The 23,081-nt window shown below is 39.5% G+C and carries 17 protein-coding genes and 1 other RNA gene; 4 read left to right on the top strand and 14 right to left on the bottom strand.

Annotated elements, in window-relative coordinates; genetic code table 11:
• Window positions 1–55: 55 nt before the first annotated feature.
• Entirely contained in the window at window positions 56–1,006 is a 951-nt protein-coding gene (locus tag LB452_RS05120; RefSeq protein ID WP_224460655.1) for a calcium/sodium antiporter, read from the bottom strand.
• A gap of 100 nt (window positions 1,007–1,106) precedes the next feature.
• On the opposite strand from LB452_RS05120, the gene LB452_RS05115 reads away from it, so the two are divergent.
• The gene (locus LB452_RS05115; protein ID WP_224460654.1) at window positions 1,107–1,862 is read left to right on the top strand and encodes an SDR family NAD(P)-dependent oxidoreductase; all 756 of its coding nucleotides are present in this window, start codon (window positions 1,107–1,109) and stop codon (window positions 1,860–1,862) included.
• 197 nt (window positions 1,863–2,059) lie between these two features.
• On the opposite strand, the gene LB452_RS05110 is transcribed toward LB452_RS05115, so the two are convergent.
• Window positions 2,060–3,553, bottom strand: coding sequence for a sodium/proline symporter (locus tag LB452_RS05110; RefSeq protein ID WP_224460653.1), 1,494 nt, complete (start codon window positions 3,551–3,553; stop codon window positions 2,060–2,062).
• A gap of 159 nt (window positions 3,554–3,712) precedes the next feature.
• Between LB452_RS05110 and LB452_RS05105 the strand changes: the two genes are divergently transcribed.
• Window positions 3,713–5,179 carry an aminoacyl-histidine dipeptidase gene (locus LB452_RS05105; protein ID WP_224460652.1) on the top strand — a complete coding sequence of 489 codons (1,467 nt, stop codon included), beginning with the start codon at window positions 3,713–3,715 and terminating at the stop codon, window positions 5,177–5,179.
• Between the two features lie 210 nt (window positions 5,180–5,389).
• Here the strand turns inward: LB452_RS05105 and LB452_RS05100 are convergent, their stop codons facing one another.
• The 11 genes from LB452_RS05100 to katG all read right to left on the bottom strand — a co-directional run bounded on the left by LB452_RS05100 (window position 5,390) and on the right by katG (window position 19,238).
• Entirely contained in the window at window positions 5,390–6,538 is a 1,149-nt protein-coding gene (locus tag LB452_RS05100) for a TonB-dependent receptor (protein ID WP_224460651.1), read from the bottom strand.
• Between the two features lie 83 nt (window positions 6,539–6,621).
• Window positions 6,622–7,275: a hypothetical protein gene (locus LB452_RS05095; protein WP_224460650.1), complete on the bottom strand. Its 654-nt coding sequence runs from the start codon at window positions 7,273–7,275 to the stop codon at window positions 6,622–6,624.
• Window positions 7,262–7,825, bottom strand: coding sequence for an RNA polymerase sigma factor (locus LB452_RS05090; RefSeq protein ID WP_224460649.1), 564 nt, complete (start codon window positions 7,823–7,825; stop codon window positions 7,262–7,264). The genes LB452_RS05095 and LB452_RS05090 overlap by 14 nt, the downstream gene beginning before the upstream one ends.
• A gap of 177 nt (window positions 7,826–8,002) precedes the next feature.
• Window positions 8,003–8,332, bottom strand: an RNA gene (gene rnpB, locus LB452_RS05085) — RNase P RNA component class A.
• Window positions 8,333–8,753: 421 nt separating this feature from the next.
• Window positions 8,754–9,674 (bottom strand): SMP-30/gluconolactonase/LRE family protein, encoded by a 921-nt coding sequence (locus tag LB452_RS05080; protein ID WP_224460648.1) that lies wholly within the window; start codon window positions 9,672–9,674, stop codon window positions 8,754–8,756.
• 182 nt (window positions 9,675–9,856) lie between these two features.
• Window positions 9,857–10,765 carry a glycerophosphodiester phosphodiesterase gene (locus LB452_RS05075; RefSeq protein WP_224460647.1) on the bottom strand — a complete coding sequence of 303 codons (909 nt, stop codon included), beginning with the start codon at window positions 10,763–10,765 and terminating at the stop codon, window positions 9,857–9,859.
• Window positions 10,765–11,721 carry an alpha/beta hydrolase gene (locus LB452_RS05070; protein WP_224460646.1) on the bottom strand — a complete coding sequence of 319 codons (957 nt, stop codon included), beginning with the start codon at window positions 11,719–11,721 and terminating at the stop codon, window positions 10,765–10,767. The genes LB452_RS05075 and LB452_RS05070 overlap by 1 nt, the downstream gene beginning before the upstream one ends.
• Window positions 11,722–11,745: 24 nt before the next feature.
• Window positions 11,746–14,250: a TonB-dependent receptor gene (locus LB452_RS05065; RefSeq protein WP_224460645.1), complete on the bottom strand. Its 2,505-nt coding sequence runs from the start codon at window positions 14,248–14,250 to the stop codon at window positions 11,746–11,748.
• 139 nt (window positions 14,251–14,389) lie between these two features.
• Window positions 14,390–15,403: an endonuclease/exonuclease/phosphatase family protein gene (locus LB452_RS05060; protein ID WP_224460644.1), complete on the bottom strand. Its 1,014-nt coding sequence runs from the start codon at window positions 15,401–15,403 to the stop codon at window positions 14,390–14,392.
• A gap of 149 nt (window positions 15,404–15,552) precedes the next feature.
• Window positions 15,553–16,641, bottom strand: a complete 1,089-nt coding sequence (gene ald, locus LB452_RS05055; protein ID WP_224460643.1) for an alanine dehydrogenase — start codon at window positions 16,639–16,641, stop codon at window positions 15,553–15,555.
• 275 nt (window positions 16,642–16,916) lie between these two features.
• Window positions 16,917–19,238 carry a catalase/peroxidase HPI gene (gene katG / locus LB452_RS05050; RefSeq protein ID WP_224460642.1) on the bottom strand — a complete coding sequence of 774 codons (2,322 nt, stop codon included), beginning with the start codon at window positions 19,236–19,238 and terminating at the stop codon, window positions 16,917–16,919.
• Window positions 19,239–19,524: 286 nt separating this feature from the next.
• Here katG and LB452_RS05045 point away from each other — a divergent pair, with 286 nt between their 5' ends.
• Window positions 19,525–19,944, top strand: a complete 420-nt coding sequence (locus tag LB452_RS05045; protein ID WP_224460641.1) for an ABA4-like family protein — start codon at window positions 19,525–19,527, stop codon at window positions 19,942–19,944.
• Between the two features lie 99 nt (window positions 19,945–20,043).
• Here the strand turns inward: LB452_RS05045 and LB452_RS05040 are convergent, their stop codons facing one another.
• Entirely contained in the window at window positions 20,044–22,134 is a 2,091-nt protein-coding gene (locus LB452_RS05040; protein WP_224460640.1) for a M28 family peptidase, read from the bottom strand.
• Window positions 22,135–22,317: 183 nt separating this feature from the next.
• Between LB452_RS05040 and LB452_RS05035 the strand changes: the two genes are divergently transcribed.
• Window positions 22,318–22,554, top strand: a complete 237-nt coding sequence (locus LB452_RS05035; RefSeq protein WP_224460639.1) for a hypothetical protein — start codon at window positions 22,318–22,320, stop codon at window positions 22,552–22,554.
• Window positions 22,555–23,081: the final 527 nt, after the last annotated feature.

Genomic DNA, 23,081 nt, shown 5'->3' with positions numbered 1-23,081 from the left:
ACAAGTTAGCTAAACCAAAACATCCTTTCAAAATTGAAATTCAAAAATTAGAAGATTAATTAAGTATCATATAACTAGTATATACTATAAATCCTACCAGAAGAATCAAGGCCTCCCAACGATCCAATCTTTTCGCTTTGCCGCTAAACATTGCCAAAAACAAGAATAGTGTAGCACTGGCTAACAGATACATTTCAAAATTGAAAGAAGAATTATAAGTTATAGGTTTAATCAGTGCGCTGATAGGAACGATCAAAAGAACATTAAAAATATTGGACCCAATTACATTACCAATAGCAATGTCCGCATTTTTCTTGATCGCTGCCACCACTGAAGTCACCAATTCTGGCAATGAGGTTCCCGCTGCAACTATCGTTAAGCCAATCACTTTTTCAGTTACGCCAAACTCTAAAGCGATGTCTGAAGCATTGGTCACAACCAAATGGCCGCCGTAGACCAATCCACCTAAGCCAAGTACAATCAAAAGCGTCATTTTAAAATTGGAATACGAAGGTGTTTTTTGTGTTTCGGAGGGGATCTCATTTGAAAGACCTTTATAGATGTAAAACATAAAACCAGCGAATAAGAGAAGTAAGATCACTCCATCAAATCGGGACACAGAAGCCAGATCACTGTCAAAAAAAGAATTGCTTAAAACATAAAGAACTATAATAACAACCAGTGAAATCGGGATTTCAATCCAAACCATACTTTTTTGAACAGTTATCGGCTTGATCAAAGCGACAATACCCATAATCATCATCAGGTTAAAAAGATTACTCCCCAGCACATTTCCCAAAATCAAATCAGATTGTTCCTTTACCGAGGCTACCGAACTGACCACCAACTCTGGTGCAGAAGTTCCAAAGGCCACTATGGTTAGTCCAATTGCTAGGTCGGACATGTTTAACTTTTTGGCCAGAGCCGAAGCTCCTTTTACGAGAGCATCTGCACCAAAAATCAACAGGACAAAGCCTAAAATCACCAAACCTATTTCTACTAACATTACTTTTTTTATACAGCTAAATTAGTCTGAATTTACATTCAAAAATCATATCCACTCAAATATTAAAAAGCTTTTTCTTACTTTTATTGAAAACAAATTCATGTCCGACATAGTACTTATTACAGGAGCCACCAGCGGAATAGGCTTAGCTACAGCTCAACGATTTGCAAAGGAAAAATTTAACCTTATACTTTGCGGTCGCCGCCAGGAACGCTTAGACCAATTAAAATCTGAGCTTTCTTCACATACCAAAATCACGACGCTCAACTTCGATGTGAGAGATCAAAAAGCGGTCAACGAGGCTTTAGACTCACTGCCTTCAGAATTTAAAAAAATTAGCATTCTTATCAACAATGCCGGCAACGCCCACGGACTGGATTTCATTCAGGATGGCTCGTCAACCGACTGGGATGCCATGCTGGACATCAACGTCAAAGGCTTGCTCTATGTATCACAACCAGTTATTCAAACCATGATTGAAAATAAAAACGGTCACATTATCAACATTGGCTCTACGGCGGGTAAAGAAGTCTACCCCAAAGGCAACGTCTACTGCGCTAGCAAGCACGCGGTAGATGCCATCAACCAAGGTATGCGCATGGACCTCAATCAACACGGTATTCGCGTGGGCGCTATTAACCCAGGCCTGGTCGAAACCGAATTTAGCAAAGTTAGATTCAAGGGCGACGACGATCGAGCAGAACAGGTATATAAAGGCTTCAAAGCCCTGCAACCCGAAGACATCGCCGACATTATTCACTTTACGGTTACCCGCCCCTACCACGTCAACATCGCTGATTTAGTTGTGATGCCTACCGCCCAGGCCAGCAGTACCATGGTGAAAAAAGCAGAATAATTTCTATTGAATTTGAGTAAAATTAGCTTATGGATTTAACGATATCACCAGCTTAAAACCTTTAAGTTGACTTAATGTTTGTAGCTGAAGTTTGAACTGAAACTGATGATTAAAGTTTTAACTCCAGCATTGTACTCATCTGAAGTTAATTCGTGAGCTAGCTTAAATTTATGTCATTAGCGCAACTCATTACTTATTCAGTCAACTGGATTAGTACCTCTAGGAAACAGTTTAGTAAACAACCAACCGAAGCCTAAAGCAATAAGAAAAGAAGGAAGCAGTACATCTATCTTTTCAAAGTAAGCGCCGTAAGTTTCAGATTCCTGTAAAACGAATTTCACCATCGCTACACTGATAAAGCCTGAAATCATGGATGCAATAGCCCCAGCTTCAGAATAAGCTTTCCAAAATAGAGATAATATAATAACCGGACAGAAGGTGGCTGCAATTCCCGACCAGCCAAAAATGATCACCCAAAACACCTGCCGTTCTGGAGCTACGATAGCAATAATCATAGCCAGGCCTAAGGCCAATAAAGCTATAACCAAAGTCACCAACCTTGAAGTCTTGGTCAGTTGACTATTGGTTAAATCGGGTCTGAAGATTTTTTGATAAAAGTCTCTCACAATGGCACTCGAAGCCATCACTAAAAGTGAATCAATAGTAGACATTATAGCTGATAAGATGATAGCCACATAAATTGCAGTCAGCACCAATGGTAGAAAGAATTCTGTCATCATTCCCAGAACATCCGCGCCTCCAATCCCTAGAATAGCTTCGGCATCCTGACCAGAGTCAGTAAAAAAGACTCTGGCTAAAATACCTATACTTACTGCAGCAAAATCAGTAAGCAAGGTAAATAATATAGCTACTCGGCTTCCTTTAGTGATCTCCGTTTCGTTTTTGATCGACATGAATCGCACATAAACCTGTGGAGATCCTAGAAAACCAAGTCCAATGGCTGCAAATCCTAGTATAGTGGCTACATTAAGCCAAACATCAGATTGTCCACCCCAAATATTAACCAAAGCAGGATCGATTTTATGGAGTTCAGGGATAATTCCATCACCTAAATCCATACTGAACCAAACAACAATGGGTAGAATGACCAATCCCAAAAACATCAAAAACCCCTGAAATAAATCAGACCAGACTACAGCTACAAAACCACCAATAAAAATGTAAACCAGGACAATTAAAAAACCTAAAATCGCTCCATGATAATAGTTCATATCCAGCATGGATTCAAAAGCAATACCGGTCGCATCAATTTGAGAACTTACATAAATCACCACAAAAATAGAAAGGACTGTCGCTGATATTCCTCTTAACCAGTGGGTCTTGGTTTCAAAATGGCTTTCCAGATAATCTGGTACGGTTACAGAATCGTATTTATCGGTTAGACGTTTAAAAGGTTTGGCCATAAATAACCAGGAAATAGCGACACCCAGTACTTCACCTACAACAACCCAGTAAGCCGAAAGTCCTGCCATGGCCCCCATGCCTGTAAGACCGATAAGAATCCATCCCGATTCACCGGTTGCCCGTGCAGAAAACGCTACCGCCCAATAGCCAATTTTTTTACCACCCACATAAAAATCACTTATATTCTTGATGCGCTTGGAGGCGACGTAACCGATTAGAAAAAGGATTAAAACATAAATACTGAGGGCTATAATTTTGGCTAACATCAACTTCAGTTTAAATTTCAAGCACTAAAATACACTTTAGAAACAAAAAAGCTTTTTGATCCATCTGATTTTTGAACATTACCAGGAATCTAATTTTATCACTTTCTTATCATGGTTTTAAGTGCAGCTGACTAACTTTGTGAAAAACAAAATTTAATTATGAGCACCACTATACAAGATCTTGAACCTAAAGCGATTTGGAAACACTTTTCAAAACTCAATGCAGTACCGAGAGCTTCCAAAAAAGAAGAACAAGTCATCGAATTCATGATGCAGTTCGGTAAGTCTTTAGGTCTGGAAACCACCTTACAGGATAAAGTTGGCAACGTCATCATCAAGAAGCCAGCGACTCCAGGTATGGAAGATCGTAAAACCACCGTTTTGCAATCTCACCTTGATATGGTGCATCAAAAAAATAACGATACAGAGTTTGATTTCGCCACTGAAGGCATACGTATGCATGTGGATGGCGATTGGGTGAAGGCAGATGGGACTACGCTTGGTGCGGACAACGGACTTGGAGTCGCTACCATTATGGCGATTCTGGAAAGCAAAGATCTCCCCCATCCTGCTTTAGAAGCTTTATTCACCATTGATGAAGAAACAGGAATGACTGGTGCAAAAGAACTAGACGGAAGTATTTTGAACGGAGAAATTCTGCTAAATCTCGACACCGAAGAAGATGATGAAATCGGTATCGGTTGTGCTGGTGGTGTGGACTTAACCGCTACTCGCTTTTACATTGAGGAATCCATCCCGGAAAATTCTTTAGCTTACAAATTAAAACTAAATGGTTTGCAAGGCGGTCACTCAGGTATGGACATCATCAAAGGTTTGGCCAATGCCAATGTATTGATGAATAGGTTGCTTTATTCAGGCTATAAATCTGTCAACTCTAGAGTTGCCTCTATTGAAGGTGGTGGATTAAGAAACGCCATCCCACGCGAAAGTGAAGCTGTAGTGATTTTACATCAGGATCAGAAAGCTAAATTCGAAAATGAATTGGAACGTGTTTTTCACGAAATCAAATCAGAATTTGCCAGTCTGGAACCTGATATGAAGTTCCGTATGGAACAAACCGAATTGCCTAAGAAAATCATGAGTAGCGATGTGCAGGATGCGTTCTTAAAATCCATTTATGCAGCTCATAATGGTGTGTACAGAATGAGTCCTGACATCGAAGGCTTGGTGGAGACGTCCAATAATATCGCTAAAATTTCACTTGGTGAAGGCAAAGTTGAAGTCTTGTGCCTTACCCGATCTTCTGTAGATTCCTCAAAAGATGATTTGGTAAATTCCTTATCCTCAGCCTTCGATCTGGCGGGATTTCAGGTCAATTTATCTGGAGATTACCCTGGTTGGTCTCCTGATCCATCTTCAGACATATTAAAGGTTGTCGATCGCATTTACCAGGAACAAAATCAGGAGAAAGCCAATGTCGCCGCTTGTCACGCTGGCTTGGAATGTGGAATTCTAGGAAGCCATTACCCGGAAATGGATATGATCTCCTTTGGCCCGACCATTCGCGGAGCCCACTCGCCAGATGAACGTGCCAGCATTTCCAGCACTCAAAAATTCTGGAAATTAACCAAAGAAGTTTTGAATCAGATTCCGAAGAAAGGATAATTTTGTGTCATTCTGAAAGTAGAGAAGCGTAATGAAGAATCTCTCTTACTGTAAAGCAAAGATTCTTCCTATCGTCGAAATTATAAACGATGATGTCATTCTGAATGAAATGAAGAATCTATTTTATCGCAAAGCAAAGACCTGCGGGGTTTTAAAAACCTCACAGGTCTAATTTGTAGATCATACTAAATTTAAATCCTTAAAAAGTCCTTAATCGTATTGATGCCTTCTATCCATCAATAATCTTACCCCGATTTGGAAGTTATTTAAATCTCTCACATTATCGGTGAAAATTGGATTTAAGTTATACTGAGCAAAGATGGAAAACGTTTCCCAACCTACGTAAGCACTTAAGCCGTAGAGGAGGTTATTAGTATTAAAATCATCGCGTTGTTTAAGTTTTTCGTCTCTACGACCATCATCAAATTTCAATTTTTGGGTGTTGAGTAAATTAAAGCCTACAAAACCACCAAGCCCCACTTTAAAGTCGTGATCGGTAAATCGTTTATTACCATTATCCAAAACAGTTGTTTCGGAGCTTCCGAACTGCAGGTGAACAGGAAGAATCAAATTATCCATTCTGAACTTTGATTTATCTAAATCAAACTCAAAGGTTTCCAATATTGTTTGATCCCCATTTTCTACAAAAATCTGATTGTCTTTTGGCTTTAAGCCATTAAACTGAAAAGAGAAACCATAATTGATTCTCAGGAAGTTAGTTTCTTTAAAAACACGAGTACTCCACTCGTAACCAATCTCAAAACTACGGCTACCCCCGAATTTAAACGGCGTGTCATCTATACTTCCCCCATCCAGCATGGCATTATTGAAAGAAATACTGATGAATATATCGCTGAATGTTCTGTTAGAATAAGGTAAATCTCTTTCTTTTAGAGGTGTTTTACTCGACTTCTCCTTTGATTTTTTACTGCTGAAAAGGTCAAATTCAAAATTTAATTCAGACGGACTAAGCCCAAGCTCATTTATCACCGTCATATAAGAGTCATAGTCTTCAAATTGTTCCAAATCAAACTGACCATATTTTCGCTTCTGAAACGACGCCCAATTGTAAACTACCTCCTGTGCTTCTTCAATATTCTGAGCCGAGTCTTCTGCAGCTTCCAGTTTTTGATCTTGAGCTTCAGCTTCAGAAAGGTTACCGTTTTCTAATTTTGAATTGATACGCTTTACTGTCGTCTTAAGAAGCTCTTTTTCTTCACTTTCAATTCGTGAGAGTAAGGCTTTGAGTTCAATTGTTTCCTCTTCGTTAAAAGCAGAGAAATCCCGGTCTTGCGCAAGAAGCTGCTGGCTCCATATACTTGCTAAGAGGGCTAAAATAAAGGTAATTTTTACAGACATGCTTGTTTTTTTTAAGTTGAACGATTAATTAAATTGGCAGTATTGTCTTTATAATGTCGCAGACCATACTTATTTTTCATAAGCTATCTGGTTCCTAAGCTGGTTTTTAATTCTTTAAAATTCACTTCGATAAGCGTCCAGATTTTATCTCGAAAGGAATTTGAATCTTTAAGATCGATCTCAGCCAAAAGCTGTTGAGCAGAGAGTTGGTCGAAAATTTGCTGATCCTTTTTGGATGATAATTCTGATCTGGCTTGTGCTAGTAAGTTATCGACCTCATCAATATTTTGCTGACTAAACCGCTCGTGTTCTATTTCCTGCTCCACCTCAGCTAATAATGTTTTGGCTTTAAGCTGTGTAGGGGTTTGATTTTGAAAAGTAGAAGGTTCAATGACATTAAATGTTGATTTTGAAATCTGAATTGGTAAAACCTCTATCCCTCTACTTTGAAGTTGGTTGACCGAAACAATAATTTCTTGTTTAATTTCAATAGTCTGAGTTTCCTTTTCTTCTGAATTTACCACAGGTAAACTATCTTTTTCCGATAAATACAATGGTGTAAGTAAAACTAAAAGCCCGATGAACCCAGCAGCAATAACGCTCCATAGCCAAAGACTTTTAGTTTTGCTTGTGCAGGAAGTGGCTAATTCTCCCGTTATTTTTCCCCAGGCTTCATCCGTCGGTTGAATCTCCCGCTGATTGAATTTATGCTGTATATCGTTTTTAAACTTGTCCATGAGATTCCGATCTAATCGTTTGTAATTTGGTTTTGAGCATTCGCTTGGCTTTAAATAGCTGAGACCTTGAAGTCGCTTCTGTAATGTTGAGCGTTTTAGCGATGGCTTTGTGCGAATAATCTTCAATGACGTGCATGGTAAATACTAACTTATAGCCTTCCGGCAATTCATCAATCATCTTCTGTAGCTCCTCGACAGACCATTCGGTTAAGCCAGGCATCTGTACTTCCTCGTACTGATCGAAGCTGTCGGTTGAAAACTCTAGTTTTTTTTGTTGTCGTAGGAAATCTATGGCGGTGGTTACCATAATCCGGCGGATCCAGCCTTCAAAACTTCCTTTGTTTTCGTACTGCTTTAGATTCTTGAAGACTTTCACAAATCCTGAGGACATCACATCTTCGGCATGATGCAGGTCTGAAATATACATCCTGCAAACCGACAACATCTTGGGCGCAAATTTTTTGTAAAGCTGATACTGAGCCTTTTGATTATGGCGCTTTGCTTCCTTTATGGTTTGCTCAAGATCCTTATGTAAGTTGATTAGTTTCACGATTGGGATGTGTGTCTGTACATATAGACGAAAATAAAGCCTTTAGTGTTGCCTGAATGTTGAAATATTTTTTAAAAAATTTTTATATGTCTTCCTTACCAAGTATCCGCATTCAAGTTTTACGGGGGTTAAGGGGTTGTCGTAAAGATTTAAAATTTCTTCTACGCAAAATCAAAAAAAAAAAGCAGGTCTATAAGCCGGATTTTGTACCCGATAAGATCGGGTCCCTATCATTTATCTAGGATTTTTGTCGCCAAAAACCTCCATCTGTTTACCCTCCAAGATTGGGCGCACAACCCTCGAGCCTTGGTTTACATAACATTTCACCACATAGAGTTTACCGATTTCACTACAGCCGAACTGTACTTGCTTTCTGTTGCACTAGTCCTTTCCCATCCCAATAGCTATCGGGACGGGACGACGGGTGTTACCCGCTATGTTTGTGCTATGGTGTCCGGACTTTCCTCTCTCCCGATTGTTCGAGACAGCGATAGGGCGACCTGCGGTGCAAAAGTAGGGTTAATTTTGGGATATTCGTTTGTTTGTTTAGTCGTGTAATCGATTAGTCGTTTATTTGTGGACTGGTGGAATGAAAATGTAATTTTAAATTTTGAATTGAAGATTTTGAATTTTCCTAAAAACTTAGCTTCGATGCAATTCCTACGAAACTATCGAAATCACCGGACTGAATGAGATCGTCGGGCAGGCTCAGCTACCATCTTATATATTAATTGAAAATTTAGAATTATAAATTATTAATTTTTTGAACTTCCTACATCCTATTCCCTAAAACCTACTAAAAGACTCACTAACCCACATGCTAATCAACTGGTTGACTGGTTGACTAACATTAAAATTATTAATTTATCATTCCTACAGACAAATCCCTATTCTCTAAAACCTCTTCAAGGACTCAAAAACTCAAGAACTACTGAACTCCTTCCCGATTCAATCCTACACGATAAAGTGAAGTACGAGCGGTAATGTATAACTCATTGCGGTCTTTGCCGCCAAAAGTCACATTTGAAGGTTGCTCGGGGACCTTAATGGTTTTTAGTAATTCTCCTTGGGGTGAAAAGATATCCACCTGAGGTTTACCACTTGTAGTTAAATACACATTTCCTTGCTGGTCGATGGTCATACCATCGCCCCCAAACTCTACAAATAATTTTTTGTTGGATAAGGTGCCGTCACTTTCAATGTTGTAGTTATACGTTTTTTCTGCACCTGGGTCAGTGATATAAAGCATTGTTCCATCTGGGGTTCCAATCAGACCATTGGGTTTCACTAAGTCATCGGTGACTCGAATCACAGAATTTTTATCTGGTGTAATATAATACACCTGCATGCTTCCCTGAGGTAGATTTTCTAAATCTCCGCCGTATCTGGGATCGGTAAAATAAGCACCGCCTTTAGCATCTGGCCAGATATCGTTGGTTGTGTTGAAAGGATTGTCATTGTATTCTGAGGCAACTATAGAACGTTCTCCCTCCGGAGTCGTTAGTGTGATTTGTGCTTTGCCACCTTCGCACGCCCATAGATTTTGATCTTTGTCAAAATACAACCCATTAGCTCCGTTAGTGTTTTCTTTATGCAATTCCAAACTGTCTGAAGTCCTCCATTTGTATATTCTACTTTCTGGAATATCTGTAAAGTACACATGACCATCTTTGTCGACCGCTGGGCCTTCCGTGAATTTAAAGTCAGTTGCCAGCTGCTCAATTTCACTAGTGACTTCAATTTCTGACTGGGCTTGGGTTTTCGCCTCAGAATCAGTGGGTTTTTCCTTGCCTTTTTGGTTACAAGAAAAAAGGACTAAAGCTATAAGTGAATAGGTAATGGTTTTCATTGGATTGTTTTTGAATATTCGATTCGAAAGTTAAGGATTTCTTTGATTGTGGGAAAATTACTTGCTGGTGGACTAAAGTAAATAATTTTAAATTTTGAATTAATAATTATGATTTATCCTTCCTAAAACTTAATTCCTACAACCTAAAAACCTCCTCAAAAGCTCACTAACTAATAAACTGATTAGTCCGTTTTTTTAAACTTTAGCGCCCGATCCGGATAATCAGTGATCAATCCATCCACGCCCATTTTTAAAAGGTTTTTCATTTGGTCAGGTTCGTTAACGGTCCATGGAATCACCTTCATCCCTTCTTTATGAGCGTCTTTCACCAAGTCTTTGCTAACTAATGGAAAATATGGACTATAAATTTCAGGAAAAAAGCCAAGTTCATTTATAGCGGTATCAAAATCCATATCATACACCAGTGCCGCTAAGCTAACGTCTGGATAGGATTGGTGAAGTTCTTTTAAAATTCTAAAATCAAAACTCTGTAAATTCACACGCTTCAATTTGGTTTCTGATTGAAGCAAATCCATCATTAATTTGACAAATTCAGCAGGTTTTGGATGATAGATATCATCTCCTTCTAGCAAACTTTTCAATTCAATATTATACTTGATTTTCTTGCCGTGATTTCGACTAATATTGTCAGCCATATTTAGCACTTCTTTCAGTAAAGGCTTGTAGGCCGACTCGAGTTTTTGTTCAGGAAATGCAGAGTAGTATTTGCTTCCGCAGTCGTAAGTTTTCACTTCTTCATAAGTCATCTGAAAGATGTTAAGCTTTTTTTCAGTTCCTTTATCGATAGTATTTCCTTCAGGATTTTTACAAATGTCCGCATTCATCCAGGGCTCGTGAGAGACTACCAATTGACGGTCTTTTGTAACCACCACGTCAAGTTCCAGGGTGTTCACACCAATATCTATCGCTTTCCTAAAAGCTTGTAAAGTGTTTTCTGGGGCTAAACCTCTGGCGCCTCTGTGGCCTTGCAGATCAAATTTATATATGGTTGATTTAGAAATACCTTTATCGTTTTGTGCCTGAGTTTCTATTAGTGGTAAGGTAAGTAATAACATGAGGATATATTTCATTACTGCAGTATTTTATGATCAATGAATTTCTGACTAGAATTTAGTACCGATTCCCAATCTTTGGACCTCAGCTCACTGGCAATGACATGATTTGCAGCATTTGGAAAAGCTTCTTTCTGTTTGTCATCAACAGAAGTTCCAAGTTGATCAAACATAGAGAGCATAGCCGCAACCGAGACGACTTGATCTTGCTCTTCTTCATTTTTATAATAGTAGGCCAAAAATACAGGACAGGTCACTGCTTCAAAAGTCTCTTTTGTCATTGTTTCCTGCAACATGCCAATCAAAGCCACGTAGGCGTTAATATGATATTCAGTCGACCAGTATTTATTTTCTGGCTCTTTTCTATCCATATGTTGTACTTCGCCGCCAATCATCGATTTGAACATCTCACGACCTTTAGGCGTTGTGATTTGTCCCATCATTGGATTTTTGAGTCCAACAAATGGCGAGTACAAAAGCAATCCTGCGATATCTTTATGTTTGGAAGCTAAATGCAAACTCAAGGTTCCACCAGTTGATGTACTTATCAGCACTATTTTTTTTCCTAAAAGCCTACCGACCTTTAAAGCGTCTTCGGCGGAATCCAAGTATTTTTCTTTGGTCAGTTCCTCAAAACCCTCAACTCCACTTCTACCATGACCTTTGAGTCTTGAGTAATACACGTTAGCATTGTATTCTTCAGCCAATTTAGAAACTACAGGCTCTGCTTCCATCCTACTAGCACCAAAGCCATGTAAATAAACAAAAGCAATATCAGTTTGAACGCCTGACTCACCTGACCAGGAAATCATAGCATTATTGTCGGTTTTTAAATCCAGGACTTTTGACTCTTGTTCCTGAATCCATTGTTCAATAGTTTCCAAGGAATAATCTGAGGAAGATTGAGCAGAAAGCTGTGGAGAAATCCACAGCATCCAACTCATCATAACTATAATTTTAAAGCTGTTTTTCATGTCTGAATTTTCTTATAAAACTACTTAAAATCTAATTGAAAATTGAGCTCCAAAGAATCTAGGTGGCCCCGCTATAAATGTGGGGATACCAAAAGCTTGACCTGTGTTACCCGCATCGATAATGAATTCTTCATCCAAGGCATTGGTGACAAAAAAGGTCAATTCTTTAGTTTGATCCAATCTAGCACCTAACCTTAAATTCAACAAGCCATAGCCGTCCTGAGAAATAGCTTCTAAATTATCTTCCTGGAAAAATACTTTTGATTTATAAGAGTAAGTAGGTAAAAAGAAGGCTTCTAGTCGGTTAGAAATAGGTACTGAAATATTTCCTCCTATAGAATAAGAATGCTCTGGGGTTAATCTAAATCGATTCCCGGCAAGTGCTTGTGGATTTCCATCTTCATCTGTGTCATCAAAAGTAGCATCTGTGTAAGCATAATTGGCAAAGAAGCTTACATTTTCACTTAAGGCATATTGCAAAGAGGTTTCAAATCCATAAGCGGTAGCACTACCACTATCATTTGGAACTGCTATAAGCCCGAGTTCAGGGTCTAAAGTAGCGATAGTGGTTTGAAAATTTTGGTAATCGTAATAATACGCATTGGCATCAAACTGAAGCCTGTTATCCATAAACAAGGTTTTTAAGCCCAATTCGTAAGACCAAACGGTTTCATCTGATAAAACATTTACATCTGTAGCAGTTACATTGATCACATTAGGTCTTCGCCCACGAGCAATATTTCCAAAAGCAGACACCTGCTCATTAAATTTATAATCTAGCGCAAAACGGCCTACAGCCGACGTAAAGTTTTCACTGGCTTTTCTTCGTTCATTGTTGGTTGAAGCAAAAATATTGTTAGGAAAGCTTCCAATGAAATTACCCAACAAGCCAGGAACAGGTGCATCTTCCACTTCCAAAGCAGCATTGATGTTCTCCCAGGTAGCGCGTAACCCCAGAGTTGCCGTTAACTTATCAGTAACATCGTAAGAACCGTCAATAAATATATCGCCAGAATAATTTTTTCCAAAATTGGTAGATCGCTCAGAGTTGAATTCTTGCAAAGGTGCACCAGCTAGAGGGCCGAAAGTTGCCGGATCATTTGGGATGTTAGGAATTAATGTTGGAACACCATTTACCACAAAATTGTCACCTGCTAGAAGTAAAGCGGCATAACTCTGTTCATTGATTTCTAAAGGAACCGATTGAGAACCGTCTTCAGCAAAAAAATTGGCGCCAAAAAAACCTCTGAAGCGATCATTAGTATCAAAATTGAACCTTAGTTCTTGGCTAAATTGATCACCTTTAGACTGTTCTCTAAAAAATAAAACTGGAGCAGCTGTACCATCAGCATCAAAAGCTTCATCCGAATCAAATTCTCTATATGCAGAAATGGAAGTGAAATCCCAGTTTTCATTGAAGTTATGCTTAAGAATAGCCGTAAGCCCCCAAACATCTCTATCGACTCCAAGCTCTTCTCCTCGTTCTAAATCTGCATAGGTGTTGGGATTAGTATCGCCCCCCAATGGCGCAAAACGTCCACTTTTAAAAGAAGTTCCAGGAGGTGTGTCTCTTTGCCAGTTAGCAATAAAATCTAAAGTAGTATTATCGCCAATAAGGTATTTTAAAGACGTCCTGAAGGCTAAAGTCTCTTTACCATTCAAATCACCACCTGAGCGGTTTTCTAAAAATCCGTCTCTGGCGTTGTAAATCCCAGCGACTCTTACAAATAACTTATCTTCTATCAACGGTGTATTCACATGTCCTGTGAGAATACGTTGATTATAATTCCCGTAAGCAGCTTTTAGATAGCCTGAATTTTCGTTTTTAGCTTTATTCTGAATCAAATGCACGGCGCCTATTTGTGCACCACGACCAAATAAGGTTCCTTGTGGTCCTTTTAAAACTTCCACCCGCTCCAAATCATAAAGCTCTACTACCGATCCTCTGGATTTACTGATAGATACACCATCCTGAAAGACAGAAACACGAGGTTCTACTCTAGAGTCGCCACTATCTGAAGTAATTCCACGAATCACAATACCCGGATTATTGACACTCTGGATTTGTATTTGAAGGCCTGGAACAAATTCAGAGAGGGCATCATATTCAAATGTATTGGTATTGTCCAAAAATTTACCACCATAAGATGTAATCGCAATGGGTACATCCTTATTCATCTGTTCACGTTTTTGAGCAGACACCATAATGCCATCCAGCATATAACTGGCTTCTTCTAGTTGAAAGGATAATTCCATGTTTTCAGAGACTTCTATCTGCTGTTCAACGGTCTTAAAGCCTAGATAAGTTATCTTTAAAATATAGCTACCCTCAGTAATGTTTTTAAGTTCATACTTACCATTGGCATTGGTAACAGCACCTTTGTTTAATTCTGGAATCATCACATTTGCTCCAGGAATTAAATTTTGATTGGAATCCATCACCTCACCAGAGATGGAATAGGATTGAGAAAAGCCTGATAAGCTGAAGAAGCTTAATAATAGTGTTAACAGGTAAATCTTTTTCATCATTGTTTATGTTTTTCCCAAAAGTACTTGGACAAAACTGAGCAAACATTAAGAGAAAAGCATTAAACCGTTAACAGAAATAGAGTAGAGATTATATAAGCGTTAAGCACTTTAAGAGTATTTGATTTTATTACTAAATTCATTAACGTAAGCTTAAATTTTTATTTACATTTCTAAATTTAAACCGCATCATCACTGCTAAGTGATCTGAAAGTAAATGAGTTTTTGTTATGGTTTTTGAATCTACGATCTGAATGAATTCTTTAGAGAAAAAAATGTAATCTATCTTCCTGTCGGGATCTTCTGCACTGAAAGTGTAATGTTCTTCTTTAAAATTGGATAACTGATCTGTTGAAATAGTATGACCAAAATTGGGCTCCTTATAAAAAGGACTCATCAGCGAAGACGCCAAAGGATGTAAAGGTTCATTAAAATCGCCTAAAAGTATGGTAGGACCTTGTGAAGCAAGTTTTTTAAATTCATCAAAAACAATATCTAAATGAACCGCCCTTGTTTTTTCACTGAAAGCCTCAAGGTGAATATTCATCACTGTCAATTCTCTTCCGTTTAATGAAATTTTTGAAGTCTGTATCAATCTATCCAGATAGAAATCATTGTAATAAAAGGGCTGATCTATTGGCTTTTGGAGTATATCAATATCATTTGTCAAAATTTTGAATTGACTAGCAATCGCTTGTCCCGATTGTATTTTCCCATACTGAAGTGATATGGGCCAATAGGGAAAAGGAACATAGTTTTTATCCCAATTTATGGCTTTTGCTCCATAATTAAAATTTCCCTGGTTCTGAATAAGTTCAAGTTGATCGATTTCAAAACTCCTGGAACTCGCAAAATCGATTTCTTGTAACGCTAATATATCGACAGATTCTTTATCCAATAGATCTAATAAATAATTGGCATGAGTATCAAACATATTTTTGCTTCTCTCAACGGCCTTATTATTGGTCATTCCGGATAAATATCCAATATTAAAGGTCATGATAGAAAATATATCCTTTTCTGCTTCTATAGTGTTTTGATAGTCATAGATCACATAACGCTCTTCATTTGAACTGTATTCACCTGAAGTTGCCCACACATAAAATCCTAAAAAAGAGATTACAATAATTATCAAGCTGTAGCTAAGTTTTTTCATGACACTAATTTTGCTTAAATAAATCAAGTTTCACTTTATTTAAGGTTAAGCCTGTATCATGAAAAGTTTAAGTTTGTTGAGATATAGAATTGCTTACAGTAAATTTTGCTCAAAACCTGATAAAATCGCTTCCCTGCAAGTGCTTGTTTTTATGCCATGGCTCTGTCTTTCAAAATCTCCTTGCAGATGATTTCACCTTCATCTAAACTCAATCCTTTCGCCAATGCGGGATTGAAAGCACAGGCCTCTTTCCAGCCTTTGTTGGCGATTTCGAATATAAATGGAAAGGTCACGTTAGTCAGGGCCAATGTTGATGTGTAAGGGACTGCCCCGGGCATATTGGTCACACAGTAATGCACCACATCATCTATGATATAAGTAGGGTCTTCGTGTGTGGTTGGTCGGGTAGTTTCAAAACAACCGCCCTGATCTACCGCCACATCAACCATGACCGTTCCAGGCTGCATGTCTTTCAACATATCTTTGGTAATCAATTTAGGTGCTTTGGCTCCAGCTATTAAAACGGCGCCAATAATTAAATCAGCATCTTTAATATGCTTTCTGATATTATATTCGTTGGAGAAGGCAGTAGTTACATGACTTGGCATGATATCATTAACGTAACGCAGTCTTTTCATACTGATATCAAAAATGATGACATGTGCACCAAGACCTGCGGCCATTTTAGCAGCCTGAATCCCAACAACACCAGCACCTAGTACAAGAACTTTACCAGGGGTGACTCCCGGAACTCCACCTAAAAGAATTCCCTTTCCACGTGTAGGCTTTTCAAGATATTTAGCGCCCTGCTGGGTGGCCATTCTGCCGGCAACTTCAGACATTGGAGTGAGAAGTGGTAAACTTCCGTCGGCGTCCTGTACGGTTTCGTAGGCGATGCATATAGCTTCAGAAGCTATCATGGCATCCGTAAGTTTTTTACTAGAGGCAAAATGAAAATAAGTGAAAATAATCTGACCTTTTCTGGCTAACTTATATTCCTCTTTAATCGGTTCTTTTACTTTGACGATCATTTCTGCCACCTCATAAACCGATGCAATATCCGGTAAAATCTCAGCCCCTGCTTCTCTATAATCCAAATCTGTAAATCCACTGGCGAGTCCTGCTTCAGCTTGAACGTATATCTGATGATTTAGCTTTGATAGTTCAAAAACACCAGCCGGCGTAATTGATACTCTGCTCTCATTATTTTTGACTTCAATTGGAACACCTATTTTCATAAATCATTATTTTAAGATTACACCCCTATTTATTTAGGGGTAAATATAAAATTTATGACAATATGTAATCAACAACCCCTTATTTTTTTAATTTAATAATTACTAAAACATGATTTTTGAACAACACCCCCCCTTATATTGAATATGATTCAAAGTATCTAATCAAATTTTAAATTATAACAAATGAGGATAATTTAATTGTGTACAAATGGAAATGTCTTAAACATAAAAAACCCTGCAAATGCAGGGTTTTTAGATAATCAAATGAAATCAACTTACATTTTTATATCAAATCGATCAAGTTCCATCACTTTGGACCATGCGCTAACAAAATCGGTTATGAATTTGTCTTTAGCATCATCAGTAGCATAAACTTCAGCGAGTGCTCTTAACTCTGAGTTGGATCCGAAAATCAAATCCGCACGAGTGGCCGTCCATTTCATTTCACCAGTATTTTTATCTTTTCCGATAAAAACCTGTCTGAACTCATCTTTTGGTTCCCATTTGGTACTCATGTCCAATAAGTTCACAAAATAATCATTCGTTAACTGCCCTTCTCTATCAGTGAATACACCATGGTCTGTATTGTTATGATTTGCACCAAGAGCTCTCATTCCACCAACCAATACGGTCATTTCTGGTGCAGTCAATGTTAATAACTGAGCTTTATCTACCAACAACTCTTCAGTGGTTAGCGTGTACCGCTTTCCTTGATAGTTGGTAAATCCGTCTGCCATAGGCTTCAACAATTGCATAGATTCAACATCGGTTTGCTCTTGTAAAGCATCTGTTCTCCCTGGAGTGAATGGCACTGATACAGTATGACCAGCTTTTTCCGCAGCATCTTCAATAGCCGCATTACCTCCTAGCACAATCAAATCTGCAATAGACACTTTTTTACTAGAGTTATTCTTGTTGAATTTCTTCTGAATAGACTCTAATTTTGAAAGCACTTTATCCAATTGTTTTGGATTGTTTGCTTCCCAGCTTCGCATCGGCTCTAATCTTATTCTGGCACCATTGGCTCCACCTCTTCGATCTGAATCTCTATAAGTTGAAGCAGAATTCCAGGCTGTGGTCACCAATTCTGAAGTCGTTAAACCAGAATTTAAAATTTCAGCTTTCAAAGCATCAATGTCAGATGCAGTGATCATTTCATAATCTGCTTCTGGAATTGGGTCTTGCCATATGAAATCTTCTTTTGGAGCTTCAGGTCCAATATAAGTTGAATTTGGCCCCATATCTCTGTGGGTTAGCTTAAACCAGGCCTGAGCGAAAGTTTTGTTGAATTCCTCTGGATTCTCATAAAAGAACTTTGAGATTTTTCTGTATTCAGGATCCCTGATCATGGTCAAGTCGGTAGTAAACATCGTTGGCTTGTGAAACTTACCTTCAATATGTGCATCCGGATAATCTGCTTTGGCATCGCTTGCAATCCACTGGTAACCTCCAGCAGGACTTTTAGTCAATTCCCATTCGTTTTCGAATAAAGACTTAAAATATCCCTGACTCCACTGCGTTGGCGTTTTTGTCCATACTACTTCAAGTCCTGAAGTAATAGTATGCTCAGCTTTACCAGACTCGTAAGAACTCATCCAGCCTAAACCTTGTTCCTCAATAGCTGCGGCTTCTGGCTCAGGTCCAACGTTGGAAGCATCACCAGCACCATGGGATTTACCTATGGTATGACCACCTGCGATCAAAGCTACAGTCTCCTTATCATTCATACCCATACGACCGAAGGTCTCACGAATACCATTTGCAGCCATTGCTGGATCTGGTTTTCCATCCGGGCCTTCTGGGTTCACATAAATCAATCCCATTTGCACAGCGGCTAGTGGACGTTCTAAGTTTCCTTCTACATCATAGCGCTTATCATTAGCCAGCATTTCATTTTCTGGACCCCAGTAAACACTACTTGCAGGTTCCCAAGTATCTTCACGACCACCGCTGAATCCTGCGATTTCTAATCCCATATCTTCATAAGCTACAGTACCAGCAAGAATCATCAAGTCTGCCCAGGAAAGGCTCTTACCATATTTCTGCTTAATTGGCCATAGCAATCTTCTCGCTTTATCCAGGTTAGCATTGTCTGGCCAGGAGTTGATGGGTGCAAAACGCTGCTGACCATCACGTGATCCACCACGACCATCTGCTGTACGGTAAGTACCAGCACTGTGCCAGGACATACGAATAAAAAACGGACCGTAATGACCGTAATCTGCTGGCCACCAGTCTTGAGAAGTGGTCATGACTTCCACTAGATCTGCTTTTAGCTGTTCATAATCCAAAGCAGCAAAAGCTTCTCTGTAATTGAAATCTTCACCCATTGGGTTGGATTTTGAAGTGTGTTGTCTCAATACACTCAAGTCCAAACTATTTGGCCACCAGTCTTTTCCTCCAGTTCTTTTGGTTTTGTCATTTTCAGCTGGCTCTTGCTTTGCATTGGCCTGCATGCTGGCGTGAGGATTTTCGCCATCCTTTACTTTGATTTTAATACCTGTAACCGGACAGGTTTTGTATTCAGCTTCAGCACTCTGTTGAGCAAACACAGCTACTGTAAACAAACTGAATACTGCGATTAATAAATTTTTCATAGATATATATTTAAGTGTTATCAATATCAAAGATACAGTGAGAATGCTCTCATCAACACAAAACTGAATTAGTAGTTCTAATTGATATATAGGTTTATCCTATAGTTATTATAACCCAAAATCAGATATGGCTATAATTCAAGCATTTACATGTAATTCATTCACATTTATAATTCACTGCTTTTATAAAAATACTAATTTTATGTATTGTTCGTAATAAATCCTTCAATTAAAGTCTAATATTGAGGTTGAAATCAATGCTAACTTTATTTTAAAAATCATTTATATGTCTCCATCTGTAGTTTTTCAAATCGTCAATACCATCGTCTTACCTGCCTGGTTGATATTAATTTTTTTCCCGAATAAGCACTGGAAAACTCCTGTCATTTATACGTTTGCCGCTGCCATGTCGGTGGTTTACGCCATTTACGTCATCCAGGGACTTGGTGACTTCGACATGGAATCCTTCAGTAAACTTGAAGGCATCAAAGCCATGTTTACCTCCGACGAAGCAGTGGTCACTGGCTGGGTGCATTATTTAGTATTCGATTTGTTGGTTGGTCATTGGATATTGAAACAATCCCAAAAAGAAAACATTAGCCATTTCCTCATCATCCCCTGTTTGCTGCTTTGCTTTATGTTTGGCCCCGTTGGTTATCTGCTGTATTTTATGATCAGAACGGTTAAAACGAAAAAGTTGGGGTAGTTTTCAGTTATCAGTTTACCGTTTTTAGTTTTCAGTAAACGGTCAACCTACAATCGTCAACAGTGAACAGTCAACTGTGAACCGACAGCCGACAACCGTCTACAAACTCTCCAATATCTCTTTCATCTTGGCTTCCAAACTCGTGATGGCTTTAGCGTAGCGCTGGTCCATAGCATCAAGTTGGTATTGGTTTTGCATTTCGATTTGGTATTGAATGCCTGGCAAAATCCAGGAAGCGTAGCCGCTAAACGGATCGGAGGACGCATAAAGTGATTTGTACCAGTCGCCGTAAGGCATGCCTTCAGAATCAAGGAAACTTTTTTCCAGAGCGAGCAGCTTCGCATTCAGTTGTCTCGTTTTCTTTTTGCTAAGTCGCTCGGTGTTAAGGAGTTCCTCAAGGGCTTTCGCCACCGATTCAGCAGTGGGTTTTAAGCTGGATATCGCAGAGCTTGAAGCTTTGAACCCAGCAAAATCCGAAGAAAAATGTTTCACCTGCTGTGTTGCGTTCTCAAAGTGTATCTCCAGGTCGGTAGCGTACTTCACGAGGTCGTAGGGAATCAACCGGGCATTGGCCAGGCGTAAACTGAGTGTCCCCATCACCGCCTCCACGGTTGGTCCCATTTGGAATTCGGGGTCGACGAAATTCTCGTAAAAAAAGAAGTCATCGTAGTTGGTGTGGTATAGGGTAGGTCCGCTGGCACCTCCGCTTAAGGAAGGAACACCGGCGTGCATGTAAAACGCAATATGATCTGATCCGCCGCCTAGATTACCGATTCTTGGCTCGTCGTTTCCTCTCGACCAGTGCTCGTAAACCGTTTCATCGGTGTATGGATAATCCACCTGTTTGGTCGCATCGGCAAGGATGGTTTTAAGACTTGGAGCCGAAGAAGCGCCAAAATTTTTGCCCGAAACCGCGGCATCAAGATTGATGTAAGCCACAGCCTTGGCTTTGAGCTCATCCTTGAACTGCTCCGCCCATTCACTGGAGCCAATCACACCGTGTTCCTCAGCATCCCAGTGGGCAATGAGGATAGAGCGGTCTGGTCGGTCGCCATTTTTGGCCATCTTGCCCAAAGTTTCGGACAGACTCAACAGCATGGCGGTTCCCGAATTGGGATCTGTCGCCCCAAAGGCCCAGGCATCGTAATGGCAACCCAGTATAATCCACTCATCGGGATGGGTTTTCCCCTTCAGTGTGCCAACGATATTGTAGACTTTGGTAAACTCTTTAGGCTGCTCGACTTTCAATCTGACTTTCAAATCGGAGCCGCCCTGAAGCCTGTAGGTATAAGGCAAACCGCCCTGCCAGCCATTGGGTACAGCATCACCTTGCATGTGTTTAAAAATATGATCGGCTGCACCATAGGAAATGGGCGTCACGGGAATGGTATGCAATCCCGCGTCTTTGGGGTCAAGACGCTCCGGAGAGTCTTTTCGATTTCGGGGCAAAGCCGCTTCGTAAGGCGTTAAGGGATCCCCGGTCCAATCGGCAGTAAGCAAAGACCCCCGCTGAATTCCACTATCGTTGTAATACACGCCTTCTGGAAAGACCAATCCGCGGGTAAATCCTGAATCCTTGGGGTCGGTATAAATAATGAGTCCGGCAGCGCCATGAGCTTCGGCAAATTTGGCTTTATAACCGCGGAAGTTGCCACCGTAGCGGGCAATAACGATTTTACCTTCGATGGACACACCGAGTTCTTCGAGTTGTTCAAAGTCAGCTTTGGTGCCGTAATTGGCATACACCACCTCAGCAGTGACATCTCCATTTCCAGAATAAGCATTCCAGCCTTTCACCAGTTCAGGATGACTGGAGTACGGATCCTCTTCCAGAGCGTTTTCCTGCTGATCTAACATCATAGTTTCCGGAGAAATTAGTTCTACTAAAGATTCTCCTGGCCCGCTACTCATATAGACTTCGTAAGGATAAGATTTCACGTCCAAACCTGCCTGACTCATGCTTCCCATAATGTAATCTTTTACCTTTTCATTGGCTGGCGTGCCAGCAATGTGTGGGTTCTCGGTTAAGGTTTTCAGATGGGTTTTGAACCGGCTTTTATCGATGCTTTCCCGAAACTGAGTCTCTAGTTTTTCTTGTGTTTTGGCGCCTTTAGCGCTGTATCCGGTGAGGTCTTGTGCTTGCAGGGTAAGTCCTGCGAGTAAACTGAAACTGAGTATAAGTCGGTTCATGTGCTATTGATTTTTAAAATTCTGGTGATGAATTTACGTAATTTTTTTTCGTTTTTGGTTGCACGTTGTTTGTGTGCTGTTTTTCTTTTAATAATTTAGAATCGGTACCTGAGTTTTTGAGTGAGTAGTGAGTGGTGATTAGTGAAAAAAATAAAATTGATGATATTTGCTTGTCAAATTTTAATGCAATCAGATCTAAGAAGTAAATCGTTTAAAAATGGCATATCAAAAAGAATATTGAAAATCCAGGAAGCAGCTTGGCTGGAAGATGAAAATCTGTTTGAGATCGACGTTAGTCGATTGAGTTATTTTTCATCTGTGGTGGAGGGTTCCTTTAGATTTTCTTATATTATTTTTGTAAGCCTAGCGTTTTTTGGTTCTTTTTTGGGCAATGCAAAAAAGAATGAAAGCTTAAAGTAATAACGTCCATTTCACTTCGAGACTGTCCGCCTCAGGCGGGCACGCGGGCAGGTCTACCTTCCAAGGTAACGCAGGGAGGTACAATCCCAATTTCTATCGGGACTACTAATGGCTTTTTTTTTATAACTAGTCCCATTTCTGTAATTTAATGTACTCTTAAAAGTTTTCCCTTTGAGGGAAATGCCGATAGGCAAAGGGTGTTATTCCGTGATTAAAATGCGCTTGATAAACACCCTTCTCCCCTCTTCCCTCTGAGGGAAGAGGCTTGTTTCAGTTATTTTTTATTATTCACTAAATTGTATCGAGAACTGGTTTGGACTCAAAGCATGAAATAACTAGAAAAAAGTCTTGCGTTGGGTCGAGTTCTCGACTCCGCTCGAACTGACAGTGGTCGAGAAGCTTGTCACTTCGATTTCTATGACGTAACCAAACGATTTTGATACAAAGTTTGATTTTTTATAAGTGCAAAAACAATATGTATTATTTTATTTCTGACAGCATTTAAAACACTCATTTTATTCTTGCCT

Source organism: Psychroflexus longus, from assembly GCF_020164595.1.
Classification (GTDB): domain Bacteria; phylum Bacteroidota; class Bacteroidia; order Flavobacteriales; family Flavobacteriaceae; genus Psychroflexus; species Psychroflexus longus.
Note: the sequence above shows the minus strand (reverse complement) of the source record. Positions and strands in the feature narration are given on the sequence as shown.